The organism is Pseudomonas sp. ML2-2023-6 (assembly GCF_037055265.1).
Lineage (GTDB): Bacteria > Pseudomonadota > Gammaproteobacteria > Pseudomonadales > Pseudomonadaceae > Aquipseudomonas > Aquipseudomonas kulmbachensis.
In genome coordinates this window covers 1,103,178-1,116,574 of the sequence record NZ_CP146347.1, presented here as the reverse complement: position 1 = coordinate 1,116,574, position 13,397 = coordinate 1,103,178, and the positions used below count along the sequence as shown (strand labels likewise).

The window sequence follows — 13,397 nt, the reverse complement described above, 5'->3', positions numbered from 1 at the left end:
TTTCCGGGCACGTCCCACCTTGCGAATCTGCCGTTATGCACCTGCCCACCTTGCTCGCTCAACACATCGTCCGCCGCCCGCAACGCATCGCCCTGTTGCAGCATATTGCCGAACAGGGCTCGATCACCGCTGCGGCCAAAAGTGCGGGCATCAGCTACAAAGCCGCATGGGATGCGATTGATGAACTGAACAACCTGGCGCAAACCCCCTTGGTGGAGCGCAGCATCGGAGGCAAAGGCGGAGGCGGTGCTCGACTGTCCGTGGCCGGTGAGCGGGTGCTGCGGCTTTATCAGCGCCTACAAGCATTGCAGAATCAGGTGCTGGACGCTGCCGAAGACTCCCAAGACCTTGATCTGCTGGGCCGCCTGATGTTGCGCACCAGCGCCCGTAACCAGTTGCATGGCACCGTGATTGCCATCCATGGGCATGGCCACAACGACCTGATCCAGCTTGAACTACCCGGCGGCCTGACCCTCCACGCGCAAATCACCCACGACAGCACCCAACGCCTGGAACTGGCGATCGGCAGCCCGGCGGTGGCGCTGATCAAAGCAGGCTGGCTGCAACTGACGAGCACCGCACAACTGCCCGGCCCTGATCACAATCATCTGCACGGCCAGATCGAACAGATCGTGCACACCGACAATGGCCCCAGCGAAGTACGAATCAGCCTGCCCAATGGCCAGACCTTGTGCGCCCTTACCGAGCCGCAACACCTTGAAACATTAGAGTTACACGTTGGCGACGAGACTCAGGTGCAGTTTTCGCCATCGATGGTGTTACTGGGAACGGCCTTGTAACACTCGATGCCACCCTGTGGCAGCGGGCTTGCTTGCGATGCAGGCGACGCTGTGTCTGTGCATGATCGCGAGCTCGCCTGCTCCCGCACACCTCCCTGCTAACACTTGAAACATCCTTGTCATACCTGCTGCTTATGGTGTCTGCCAAAACCGTCCAGAGCCGAGCCAGCCATGAGCCTATTAGAAGAAAACCAACCCACCGACCTTGAGCAGATCATCGGCCTGAGTCGACGTGGCTTTATCAGCGCGGGCGCCTTGTGCGGCGCAGCTATGTTTCTGGGTGGCGGCCTGCTCAGTCGAAGCGCCCTAGCGGCCGGTGTCAGTACTGCCAACAGCAACCTGCTGGGGTTCGACAGTATCAACGCCGCCACCACCGATACCATCAGCCTGCCGCCCGGCTATCGCGCCTCGGTACTTATCAGCTGGGGCCAACCGCTACAGGCCAAAGGCCCGGCGTTTGACCCTTCCGGCAACGGCACTGCCCGCGAACAGGAAGTGCAGTTTGGCGACAACAATGACGGCATGAGCCTGTTCGCCTTCGCCGATGACCCGAACCGCGCACTGATGGCGATCAACAACGAATACACCAACTATCGCTACCTCTACCCCCACGGCGGTTCACCGACATCGCTTGAAGAAGTGAACAAGGCCCAGGCCTCTGAAGGCGTATCGGTCATCGAGATTCAGCGCAAGGACGACGGCTGGCAGTTTGTTCAGGGTTCACCCTTTAACCGCCGCATCCACGGCAACACACCCATCCAGCTGAGCGGCCCCGCAGCCGGCCATGCTTTGCTGCGCACCCAGGCAGATGCCAGCGGCACCCGCGCACTGGGCACCTTCCAGAACTGCGCCAACGGTAAGACCCCGTGGGGCACCTACCTGACCTGCGAAGAAAACTTCACCGACTGCTTTGGCAGCTCCGACCCCAAACAGACCTTCGACGCGGCACAAAAGCGCTATGGCGCAGTCGCTGCCAGCAAAGATATCAACTGGCACCAGCATGACTCGCGCTTCGACCTGGCACTCAACCCCAACGAACTCAATCGTCACGGCTGGGTGGTGGAAATCGACCCGTTCGACCCGCTTTCGACACCGGTCAAACGCACTGCACTGGGCCGCTTCAAACACGAAAACGCCGCACTGGCCGAAACGGGCGACGGCCGCGCCGTGGTCTATATGGGCGACGATGAGCGCGGCGAGTTCATCTACAAATTCATCAGCCGCGACAAGATCAACCACCAAAATCCGAAGGCCAATCGCGACCTGCTCGACCACGGCACCCTCTATGTGGCGCGCTTCGACGGTGGCGACAGCAACCCTGATCGCCCCAAGGGCCACGGCCAATGGGTTGAACTGACTCACGGCAAAAATGGTGTAGAGGCCAGCAACGGGTTTGCCAGCCAGGCCGACGTGCTGATTCACGCCCGCATGGCTGCCAGCACCGTCGGCGCCACTCGCATGGATCGCCCGGAATGGATTGTCGTCAGCCCCAAGGATGGCCAGGTCTATTGCACCCTGACCAACAACGTCAAACGCGGCGAAGACGGGCAACCGGTCGGCGGCCCCAACCCGCGCGAGAAGAACGTCTACGGCCAGGTCCTGCGCTGGCAAGCAGGTAATGGCGATCATGGCGCAGACACCTTCGACTGGGACCTGTTTGTGGTGGCCGGCAACCCGGCAGTTCACGGCAAAGCTGCCAAGGGTGGCTCGGCCAACATTACCCCGCAGAACATGTTCAACAGCCCCGACGGCCTGGGCTTTGACGATGCCGGGCGCTTGTGGATTCTGACCGACGGTGACTCCAGCAACAGCGGCGACTTTGCCGGCATGGGCAATAACCAAATGCTCTGCGCCGACCCGGTCAGCGGTGAAATCCGCCGCTTTATGGTCGGCCCGATTGGCTGCGAAGTGACCGGCATCAGCTTCTCACCCGATCACAAAACACTGTTCGTGGGTATTCAGCACCCAGGCGAGAACGGCGGTTCTACCTTTCCCGAGCACCTGTCCAACGGTAAACCGCGCTCCTCGGTCATGGCCATCAGCCGGGAAGACGGCGGCATCGTCGGCGCATAACAAAAAGTCTTGTGGGAGCGAGCCTGCTCGCGATTGCATCACTGCGGTGATCCAGAAACACCGCGTCGCATGCATCGCGAGCGAGCCCGCTCCCACAAGGGGGCCAGACTATATTCAATCGCCCTCAGCCACCCGGTCTGCGTTAACATGCATGGCCGGACGCGGCAGCCTGCTGCGCGCAGGAGTCAGCATGTCTCATCCGTTTGCAACACTTACCCCTGATCTGGTGCTCGACGCCGTCGAGAGCATCGGTTTCTTGAGCGATGCCCGCGTGCTGGCGCTCAATAGCTACGAAAACCGTGTGTATCAGGTCGGTATTGAAGACTCGCAACCGCTGATCGCCAAGTTCTACCGCCCCCAGCGCTGGACCAACGAGGCGATCCTCGAAGAACACCGCTTCACCTTTGAACTGGCCGAGTGCGATGTACCTGTCGTGGCGCCGATGATTCATAACGGTGAAAGCCTGTTCGAGCACCAAGGTTTCCGCTTCACCCTGTTTCCTCGCCGTGGCGGCCGTGCGCCGGAGCCAGGCAATCTCGATCAGCTGTATCGCCTCGGCCAACTGCTCGGTCGCCTGCATGCCGTGGGCGCCACCAAGCCGTTTGAACATCGCGAAGCGCTGGGCGTGAAGAACTTCGGTCACGACTCGCTGACCACCCTGCTTGAAGGCAACTTCATTCCGCGCAGCTTGCTCCCGGCCTACGAGTCAGTCGCCCGCGACCTGCTCAAGCGCGTCGAAGACGTATACGCCGCCACCCCGCACACCAATATCCGCATGCACGGCGACTGCCATCCCGGCAACATGATGTGCCGCGACGAAGTGTTCCATATCGTCGACCTCGACGACTGCCGCATGGGCCCTGCGGTGCAGGACTTGTGGATGATGCTGGCCGGTGATCGTCAGGAATGCCTGGGCCAGCTGTCCGAACTGATGGATGGTTACAGCGAGTTCCATGATTTCAACCCACGTGAACTGGCGCTGATCGAACCGCTGCGCGCCTTGCGTCTGATGCACTACAGCGCATGGCTGGCGCGACGTTGGGACGACCCGGCATTCCCCCACAGTTTTCCGTGGTTTGGCACTGAACGTTATTGGGGCGACCAGATCCTGGCGCTGCGCGAACAATTGTCGGCGCTCAATGAAGAACCGCTGAAGCTGTTCTGATCAGCCCTCATTGTTGCTCTCGTGGGAGCGGGCTTGCTCGCGATTCAGGCGACGCGGTGCCCCTGGATAATCGCGGTGATGCAATCGCGAGAAAGCCCGCTCCCACAAATGGAAAAACCTGCTTACACTCTTGGCTTCTTCCGTGTCCGTTAGTTGCCTAAGCAAGGATTCTGCATGCAAGCCGCCAACCCGCGTCGCGGGTATATTTTAGGCCTTAGCGCCTATGTCATCTGGGGCATCTTCCCGCTCTATTTCAAACTACTGGCCAGCGTCCCGGCTGCCGAAATTATCGTGAACCGGGTGCTCTGGTCCGCGCTGTTCGGCTCACTGTTGCTGCTGGTATGGAAACATCCCGGCTGGTGGCAAGAACTGCGCGACAGCCCCAAACGCATTGGCGTGCTGACCATCAGCGGCCTGCTGATCGCCGTCAACTGGCTGACCTACGTGTGGGCGGTGAACAACGACCGCATGCTTGAAGCCAGCCTGGGGTACTACATCAACCCGCTGGTCAACGTGCTGCTCGGCATGTTGCTGCTGGGCGAACGCCTGCGCCGCCTGCAGTGGATTGCGGTGGGTCTGGCCGCCGCCGGGGTGGCGCAACAAGTGTGGCAAGTCGGCAGCCTGCCGTGGGTCTCGCTGGTGTTGGCGCTGAGCTTCGGGTTTTACGGCCTGATCCGCAAGCAGGCGCCGGTCAAGGCGCTGCCGGGGCTGGTGGTCGAGACCTGGATCCTGGTCCCCGTCGCCATCGGCTGGCTGCTGCTGCACCCTGAGGCCAACAGTGCCCATAGCGAATTCTGGAGCAGTTCAGAAGCTTGGTTGCTGGTGGCTGCCGGCCCGGCAACGCTGATACCGCTGGTGTGTTTCAACGCCGCCGCACGGCATTTGCCTTACACCACGCTGGGTTTTATGCAGTACATCGCGCCGACGCTGGTATTGATCCTGGCGATAACGGTGTACGGCGAGCACTTGTCCGACAGTACCCTGCTCGCCTTCGTATTTATCTGGGCCGGTCTGGTGGTGTACAGCCTCGATGCCTGGTTCAGCATGCGCCAGCGCGGTTGAAGCTTAGTCCTCGGTGCTGAACTTAAGATCAACCACCAGTTCATCCGCCAAGGTTTCCAGACGTTTTTGCAGTACGTCCAGGGACAAGGTCAGAGGCACCGCCAAAATCGCCTCGGCATGAAACAGCGGCTCGTTGCTCATCGGCGCGGGCCGCACATCTGTCACCAGCCGCTCCAGATTCACCCCCTGCTCCGTCAGCACCCGGGTAATGTCGCGCACAATGCCGGGGCGGTCGTTACCTACCAGCTCCATGGCGATGGGCTTCCAGGTGCAGGATTGCTCGATGCCACTTTCGGCAATCAATACCCGAATCCCTTCCTTGGCCAGACCGTGCAGTGCATCGACCAGCTCATCGTGGGCCTCGGCGGGCACACCTACGCGCAAGATCCCGGCAAATTGCCCGGCCATTCGCGACATTCGACTCTCCAGCCAATTACCCCCATGCTCGGCGATGCATTGGGCAATACGCTCGACCTGCCCGGCCTTGTCCTGGGCAAAGACCGTAATCACAAGATGGTTCATGGCGGGGGGCTCTCTTATTAGGGGGGTCGGTTGAGTATAGGCCGCTATGAAATACCTGTAGCCGCTGCCGAAGGCTGCGATGGGTTTGGATTTTTGAAGACCCTACGGGCCTTATCGCAGCCTGCGACAGCGGCTACACCCGTCAAAACCAAATCACCACAGATTAAATTGTGTACTGTTTTTAGAATTATCCGGGACAACCTGCATATTTCTTGAGAACATCTTGTTCTTCTGTGTGACCGATAGCGTAAAAACGGTCGCAGAACGACGTGATTAGTCTGATTTTCACATCTGCAATTGATCATGTAGTATGCCTCGGCGACCACTACATAATTTGCAACACGGTCCGTCAAGGCGTCTGCAATAACCCGCACCACCCCGCCCGCATGAGCCAAGGCGGTGTCAGGCTTTAAATAAAAATGAGTGAGGCAAGCAATGACTGAACACGTTCACGTCGGTGGCCTGCAGGTCGCCAAAGTCCTGTTCGACTTCGTAAACAACGAAGCTATTCCCGGTACCGGCCTCACCGCCGATCAGTTCTGGGCAGGTGCCGATAAGGTCATCAATGACCTGGCGCCCAAGAACAAAGCACTGCTCGCCAAACGCGATGATTTGCAGGCGCGGATCGACGCCTGGCACCAGGCTCAGGCCGGCAAGGCCCATGACGCCGTGGCTTATAAAGCCTTCCTCCAGGATATTGGGTATCTGCAGCCAGAAGCCGCAGATTTCCAGGCAACGACGCAAAACGTCGATGACGAAATCGCTCGCATGGCTGGCCCGCAATTGGTAGTACCAGTCATGAATGCGCGCTTTGCCCTCAACGCCTCGAACGCCCGCTGGGGTTCGCTGTACGACGCGTTGTACGGCACCGATGCCATCAGCGAAGCCGATGGTGCCGAGAAGGGTAAAGGCTACAACAAGGTCCGTGGCGACAAGGTCATTGCCTTCGCCCGCGCCTTTCTCGACGAAGCCGCGCCTCTGGCCAGCGGCACTCACGTTGACTCCAACAGCTACGCCATCGTTGACGGCGCCTTGCAGGTTACCCTCAAGGACGGCGCCAGCACCGGCCTGCGCGACGCCGCGCAACTGATCGGTTACCACGGTTCAGCAGCAGCGCCGACCGCCGTGCTGCTCAAGCACAATGGCCTGCACTTCGAAATCCAGATCGACACATCGAGCCCGGTCGGCCAGACCGACGCTGCAGGCGTTAAAGACGTGCTGATGGAAGCGGCCCTGACCACCATCATGGACTGCGAAGACTCGGTTGCCGCCGTCGATGCCGATGACAAGGTAGTGATTTACCGCAACTGGCTCGGCCTGATGAAGGGCGATCTGAGCGAGCAAGTGTCCAAGGGCGGCCAGACCTTCACCCGCACCATGAACCCGGACCGCGAGTACACGGCGCCCAACGGCGGCACCGTCAGCCTGCACGGCCGCTCGCTGCTGTTCGTGCGCAACGTCGGTCACTTGATGACCATCGATGCGATCCTCGACAAAGATGGCAACGAAGTGCCAGAAGGCATTCTCGACGGTCTGCTGACCAGCCTCGCAGCGATCCACAGCCTTAACGGTAAAGCCACGCGCAGCAACAGCCGCACCGGCTCGGTCTACATCGTGAAGCCGAAGATGCACGGCGCTGAAGAAGCGGCGTTCACCAACGAACTGTTTGGCCGCATCGAAGACGTGCTCAAGCTGCCACGCAACACGCTCAAAGTCGGGATCATGGACGAAGAGCGGCGCACCACGATCAACCTCAAGGCGTGCATCAAGGCTGCCAGCGAGCGCGTGGTGTTTATCAACACCGGCTTCCTGGACCGCACCGGCGACGAGATCCACACCTCGATGGAAGCCGGGCCGATGGTGCGCAAGGCCGACATGAAAGCCGAGAAGTGGATTTCGGCCTACGAAAACAACAACGTCGATGTCGGCTTGAGCACTGGCCTGCAAGGCCGTGCGCAAATCGGTAAAGGCATGTGGGCCATGCCCGACCTGATGGCCGCGATGCTGGAGCAAAAAATCGCTCACCCGCTGGCCGGTGCCAACACCGCCTGGGTGCCATCACCGACTGCCGCGGCCTTGCACGCGCTGCATTACCACAAGGTTGACGTGTTCGCCCGTCAGGCCGAACTGGCCAAGCGCACTCCGGCCTCGGTGGACGACATCCTGACCATCCCGCTGGCGGTGAACCCGCAGTGGACCCCGGAGCAGATCCAGAACGAACTGGACAACAACTCCCAGGGCATTCTGGGCTATGTGGTGCGCTGGATCGACCAGGGCGTGGGTTGTTCGAAGGTGCCGGATATCAACGATATCGGCCTGATGGAAGACCGTGCAACGCTGCGTATTTCCAGCCAGCACATCGCCAACTGGCTGCGTCATGGCATCGTCAGCCAGACCCAGGTCATGGAAAGCCTCAAGCGCATGGCGCCTGTGGTTGACCGCCAGAACGCCAACGACGCGTTGTACCGTCCATTGGCGCCGAACTTCGACAGCAACATCGCCTTCCAGGCGGCAGTCGAGCTGGTGATCGAAGGCACCAAACAGCCGAACGGCTATACCGAACCGGTACTGCACCGTCGTCGTCGCGAGTTCAAAGCCAAAAACGGCCTGTAACCCGCACCCAATAAAAAGCCCCGGCCATGTGCCGGGGCTTTTTTGCATCTGCTGTTCCAATCTTGTGGCAGAGGGCTACATCCCCAATTCCTGCCTGATCAGCGCCAGCAACTTGTCGGTATCAATCGGCTTGAGCAAAAAATCCACCACATGCAAGTGCATGGCATCGATGGCATCAAGCACATTCGCATCACCCGACATGATGATGATCGGCAAGGTGGCCCGTTCCGATTCGCGGACTTTGCGTATCAGGTGCAAGCCATCGTGGGGCAGCATGCGCAAATCGGTGAGCATCAGGTTAATCGGCTGGTTGGACTCCAGGAGCGCCAGCGCCTGCTCTTCGTTGCTTGCTGTCAGGCACTCGATCGCGTTCAGCTCCAAAAACTCCGCCAACAATTCGCGAGCCAATGGATCGTCATCAACAATCAACACACAGGACGAAGCCGAAGCAGGTGCCTGCATCACCTCGTGCAAGGCCTCGCGTTCGGCGTCGGTCAAAATGTCATGTTCAGTCATATGTTTCTCGAAAACTGCCCTGTAGGTTAATTGTCCCTACGGTGTAGTCCGTTATTCCTCACCGTCCGCCAATGTGCACTTAGGCGCGTGCATTTCCAAGCCTTGCAGTAGCCGAAATGTACAAAATAAATACACGCCTTTTCGAAGATATCAGCATAGCGCGACTCCATAGACTTACGTCCAATGGGCACCCGCGCGCAGACCGCCGAGCATGAGGGATAGAAACACGCAGTGGGGCCCAGCCCTGTCCAGTCATAACAACAATGGTTCACCACCCACAACGCGGTATCAGTAATGAGCAAATCGGATGCGTTTCTCCAGGCAGGGAAGACCGCGGTGCTGCAGAACATTCACGGCACCATGCAGTTTTTGCAGCGATTCCCGCCCTTTAACCAGATGGAAAACACTCACCTGGCGTATCTGGTCGAACAGTGCCAACTGCGCTTTTATGCTCCGGGCGAAAGCATCATCCGGCCGACCGACGGCCCGGTTGAGCACTTCTATATCGTCAAACAGGGCCGAGTGGTGGGTGAGCGGACTCATACCGGTCGAGAAGAAGCCCAGACCACCTTTGAGATCACTACCGGCGAGTGCTTCCCCCTCGCCGCATTGCTGGGCGAGCGCGCCACCCGCACCGAACACCGCGCCGCTGAAGATACGTTCTGCCTGCAACTGAACAAGGCCGCGTTTATTAAACTGTTTGCCCTGTCCGACGAGTTCCGTGACTTTGCCTTGCGCGGCGTCAGTAGCCTGCTCGACAAGGTCAATCAGCAGGTTCAGCAAAAAGCCGCTGAAACTCTCGGCACCCAATACTCGCTCAACACCCGCTTGGGTGAGCTGGCCATGCGTCACCCCGTGACCTGTTCGCCAAAAGCCGCGCTGCGCGAAGCCGTGCGCCTGATGCACGAACAGCAAGTGGGCAGCATCGTCGTGGTCGACGAACACAAGGCACCGCTGGGTATTTTCACCCTGCGCGACCTGCGTCAGGTGGTCGCCAATGGCCTGGAGAATTTCGACCAGGCCATTGACCTGCACATGACCCCAGGGCCGTTCTACCTGAGCCCCGACCACAGCGCCTTCGACGCAGCCATTGCCATGACCGAACGGCACATTGCCCATGTGTGTCTGGTTAAGGATCAGCGCCTGTGCGGCGTGGTGTCGGAGCGTGACCTGTTCTCCCTGCAACGGGTCGATCTGGTTCATTTGGCGCGCACCATCCGTCACGCGCCACGGCTGGACACCCTGATCAACCTGCGTGGCGAAATCGGCCAACTGGTAGAGCGCATGCTGGCCCACGGCGCGTCCTCCACGCAGATTACCCACATCATCACCCAGCTCAACGACCACACCGTGTGCCGGGTTATCGAGCTGGTACTGGCCGACAAGGGCGACCCTGGCGTGCCATTTACCTGGCTGTGTTTTGGCAGCGAAGGGCGACGCGAGCAAACCCTGCACACGGATCAGGACAACGGCATTCTGTTCGAGGCCAAAGACGCTGCCCAGGCCGCCGAAATCCGCCAGCGCCTGCTGCCCATCGCACAGCAGATCAACCATCATCTTGCGGCCTGCGGCTTCACTCTGTGCAAGGGCAACATCATGGCCGGTAACCCCGAGCTATGCCTGTCGCGTGGCGAATGGGCCCGACGCTTTGCCGCCTTTATCCGCGAAGCCACCCCCGAAAACCTGCTGGCTTCCACTATCTATTTCGACTTGCGGGTGGTCTGGGGCGATGAACAGGGCTGCGCGCAACTGCGCCGCAGCATGCTTGAGCAAGTGGCCGACAACCGCCTGTTCCAGCGCATGATGGCCGACAACGCACTGCGCCATCGCCCGCCAGTGGGACGCTTTCGCGAATTTGTGCTGGAGCGCAAAGGCAGCGACAAGGCCACCCTCGACCTCAAGGTCCAGGGCCTTACGCCCTTTGTTGATGGCGCACGCTTGCTGGCGCTGGCCAACGGCGTTGAAGCCAACAACACCCTTGAGCGCCTGCGCCAGCTGGTGACCCTTGAAGTTATCGAACCACTGGACGGCGCCGCGTATGAAGAGGCCTATCACTTCATCCAGCAGACCCGCATGCAGCAGCACCAATTGCAAACCCGCGAGAACCGTCCGTACTCCAACCGCGTAGACCCGGACAGCCTTAACCAGCTGGACCGGCGCATCTTGCGTGAAGCCCTGCGCCAGGCCCAGCGCCTGCAAAGCAGCCTGGCCCTGCGGTATCAGCTATGAGCCTGTTGTCATGGTTGTTACCGCGTAAAAAACCGGTCCTGGGCCTTGAACAGCAACAGCGCCTGCTGCAACTGCCTACCGCCTCGGGATTGAGCGACGCACCGCTCCGCGCGCAGCGCTGGGTGGTGGTCGATCTGGAAACCAGCGGTTTGCACCTCAATCGTGATCAGGTGCTGTCGATTGGTGCGGTGGTGATTGAAGACGGCGCCATTGACCTGAGCCAGGCGTTTGAACGCACGCTGCTGCGCCCCAACAGCCCTCTCAACCCCAGCGTGCTGCTACATGGGTTGGGGCCAGCCGCCATTGCCGCAGGCAGCGAACCGGTAGATGCCCTGCTCGACTTCATGGCATTTGTGGGTGACAGCCCCTTGCTGGCGTTCCATGCGCCGTTTGACCAGCACATGCTCACCCGAGCCCTCAAAGACAGCCTGGATTACCGTTTGCAGCATACGTTTATGGATGTTGCGGCACTGGCACCGATGCTTTGCCCGCAGGTCAATCAGCGCGAAGCCGGGCTTGACCAGTGGATCAATCAATTCAACCTCCAGGTCGAAGACCGCCACAACGCCAGTGCCGACGCCCTGGCCACCGCCGAACTGGCGCTGATCCTGTTCAGCCGCGCCCGGGTCCAAGGCATCGACAGCCCTCAGGCCCTGCAACAGCGGCTGAACCAGTGGCAACGGCGCAAACAGGTGCACAGCTTTTAACCTACGTACCCTTTGTAGCCGCTGCCGCAGGCTGCGATAAGGCCCGCTGGACCTTCGCTCTTTAAAAGACACGACCCCTTCGGGCTCGATCGCAACCTGCGGCAGCGGCTACAGGCTCTTTATCCTCATCCGATGAGCGTCAATTGCGTAGGACCATTCGCTCTGACACAATCGCGAATAATTATCGTTAGTTAAAACTTGCAGTCGGTGATGTCTTTGTCGTCAGTCCAAAACCCACACAGTGAGCTGGTTGGAGCGCTATATCGCGACCATCGCGGCTGGCTGCTGGCGTGGTTGCGGCGCAACGTTGCCTGCCCGCAGCGGGCTGAAGACCTCAGCCAGGACACCTTCGTGCGCCTGCTGGGTCGCACCGAACTGCAAGCCCCCCGCGAACCCCGGGCGTTTTTGGCGGCCATCGCCAAGGGTCTACTGTTTGACTACTTTCGCCGCGCAGCTCTGGAGCAGGCCTGGCTCAACGAACTGATGCTGATCCCCGAGGCCGAGCACCCCTCGCCCGAAGCCCAGCAAATGATCCTTGAAGACCTCAGGGCCATCGACCGCCTGCTCAGCAAGCTCTCGAGCAAGTCCCGCGCAGCCTTCCTCCATAGCCGCCTCGATGGCCTGACCCACGCTGAAATCGCCGAGCGCCTGGGCGTGTCAGTGCCCCGTGTGCGCCAGTATCTGGCCCAGGGCATCCGCCAGTGCTACGTCGCCCTGTATGGCGAGCCGACATGAGCCAAGCCAACACCAAGCCGGTCTCGGCCCAGGTGCTGGACGCCGCCATCGCCTGGCAGCTGTGCCTGGATTGCGGCAACGGCAGCGCCGTGGAACAGGCCGAGTTTGCCAAGTGGTACAGCGCCAGCGAAGAACACGCCCGCGCCTGGCTGCAACTGGGCATGCTCGATCAGCGCTTCAGCAATACTGGCGTTCCGGCACGCAACGCACTGCTCAATGCACGCAATGGCGTGCAGCAGCGGGTGCGTAAAATCAGCAGTAACCTGGCCAGTATCGCCCTGGTGTGCGGGTTGGCCTTGTTCGCCGGTAAAAGCTATCTGCCTATTGATTACTGGATGGCCGACCAGCGCACCGCCACCGGCGAACAACGTCAGCTGCGCCTGGCTGACGGCACGCTGCTCAACCTCAATACCCACAGCGCAGTCGATGTGCGCTTTGATGACACGACCCGGAGAATCATCCTGCAAGAAGGTGAAATCATGGTCGAAACAGGCCATGGCGACCCTCGCCCCTTTATCGTGCAAACCCGCGATGGCAGCCTGCGTGCGCTTGGCACACGATTCATGGTCAAGCGCGAAGACGACGGCACACGCCTGAGCGTGTTGCAATCGCGGGTCGAGGCGCATCCTGAAAACAGCGCCGAACAAACCATCTACAGCGAAGGCCAGCAAGTGCTGATGTACAGCGACCGCCTTGGTCAAATGCTCGCCGTAAGCCCTGGCGCAGACGCCTGGACACGCGGCATGCTGGTGCTCGACAACGTGCGCTTGGCCGACATGGTCAGCGAACTCAATCGTTATCATCGCGGCCACTTGGGCGTTGACCCGCAAGTGGCCGACCTGCGCATCACCGGCAGCTTCCCGCTGAACAATGTCGAACTGGCGCTCAATGCCCTGATGCCGACCTTGCCGGTACAGATCCAGCAGCGCACCCCGTGGTGGGTCACCGTTAGCGCCAAGCCCCAAAAGAACTGAA

The 13,397-nt window shown here is 60.2% G+C and carries 11 protein-coding genes; 9 read left to right on the top strand and 2 right to left on the bottom strand.

The window, feature by feature from the left end; all coding sequences use genetic code 11:
* Positions 1 to 35: 35 nt before the first annotated feature.
* The 4 genes from V6L79_RS05095 to rarD all read left to right on the top strand — a co-directional run bounded on the left by V6L79_RS05095 (position 36) and on the right by rarD (position 5,100).
* The gene (locus V6L79_RS05095) at positions 36 to 800 is read left to right on the top strand and encodes a TOBE domain-containing protein (protein WP_338579896.1); all 765 of its coding nucleotides are present in this window, start codon (positions 36 to 38) and stop codon (positions 798 to 800) included.
* A 171-nt stretch (positions 801 to 971) separates the two neighbouring features.
* Complete coding sequence (locus V6L79_RS05090) at positions 972 to 2,873, top strand: PhoX family phosphatase (RefSeq protein ID WP_338579895.1); 1,902 nt, start codon at positions 972 to 974, stop codon at positions 2,871 to 2,873.
* Between the two features lie 190 nt (positions 2,874 to 3,063).
* A complete protein-coding gene (locus V6L79_RS05085; protein WP_261740665.1) occupies positions 3,064 to 4,038 on the top strand; it encodes a serine/threonine protein kinase in 975 nt (324 codons plus the stop codon).
* Between the two features lie 174 nt (positions 4,039 to 4,212).
* Positions 4,213 to 5,100 (top strand): EamA family transporter RarD, encoded by an 888-nt coding sequence (gene rarD / locus V6L79_RS05080; protein ID WP_338579894.1) that lies wholly within the window; start codon positions 4,213 to 4,215, stop codon positions 5,098 to 5,100.
* 3 nt (positions 5,101 to 5,103) lie between these two features.
* Here rarD and V6L79_RS05075 read toward each other — a convergent pair whose 3' ends face one another.
* Positions 5,104 to 5,622: a glycine cleavage system protein R gene (locus V6L79_RS05075; RefSeq protein ID WP_261740663.1), complete on the bottom strand. Its 519-nt coding sequence runs from the start codon at positions 5,620 to 5,622 to the stop codon at positions 5,104 to 5,106.
* 435 nt (positions 5,623 to 6,057) lie between these two features.
* Here V6L79_RS05075 and V6L79_RS05070 point away from each other — a divergent pair, with 435 nt between their 5' ends.
* Positions 6,058 to 8,235: a malate synthase G gene (locus tag V6L79_RS05070; RefSeq protein ID WP_338579893.1), complete on the top strand. Its 2,178-nt coding sequence runs from the start codon at positions 6,058 to 6,060 to the stop codon at positions 8,233 to 8,235.
* A 75-nt stretch (positions 8,236 to 8,310) separates the two neighbouring features.
* Here V6L79_RS05070 and V6L79_RS05065 read toward each other — a convergent pair whose 3' ends face one another.
* Positions 8,311 to 8,751 carry a response regulator gene (locus tag V6L79_RS05065; RefSeq protein WP_338579892.1) on the bottom strand — a complete coding sequence of 147 codons (441 nt, stop codon included), beginning with the start codon at positions 8,749 to 8,751 and terminating at the stop codon, positions 8,311 to 8,313.
* Between the two features lie 294 nt (positions 8,752 to 9,045).
* Here V6L79_RS05065 and V6L79_RS05060 point away from each other — a divergent pair, with 294 nt between their 5' ends.
* The 4 genes from V6L79_RS05060 to V6L79_RS05045 all read left to right on the top strand — a co-directional run bounded on the left by V6L79_RS05060 (position 9,046) and on the right by V6L79_RS05045 (position 13,396).
* Positions 9,046 to 10,980 carry a putative nucleotidyltransferase substrate binding domain-containing protein gene (locus tag V6L79_RS05060; protein ID WP_321838152.1) on the top strand — a complete coding sequence of 645 codons (1,935 nt, stop codon included), beginning with the start codon at positions 9,046 to 9,048 and terminating at the stop codon, positions 10,978 to 10,980.
* Positions 10,977 to 11,687, top strand: a complete 711-nt coding sequence (locus V6L79_RS05055; RefSeq protein WP_338579891.1) for a 3'-5' exonuclease — start codon at positions 10,977 to 10,979, stop codon at positions 11,685 to 11,687. Before V6L79_RS05060 ends, V6L79_RS05055 begins: the two co-directional genes overlap by 4 nt.
* A gap of 210 nt (positions 11,688 to 11,897) precedes the next feature.
* Positions 11,898 to 12,422, top strand: a complete 525-nt coding sequence (locus tag V6L79_RS05050; protein WP_261740658.1) for an RNA polymerase sigma factor — start codon at positions 11,898 to 11,900, stop codon at positions 12,420 to 12,422.
* Positions 12,419 to 13,396 carry a FecR family protein gene (locus tag V6L79_RS05045; protein WP_261740657.1) on the top strand — a complete coding sequence of 326 codons (978 nt, stop codon included), beginning with the start codon at positions 12,419 to 12,421 and terminating at the stop codon, positions 13,394 to 13,396. The genes V6L79_RS05050 and V6L79_RS05045 overlap by 4 nt, the downstream gene beginning before the upstream one ends.
* The last annotated feature ends 1 nt before the right edge of the window (position 13,397 follow it).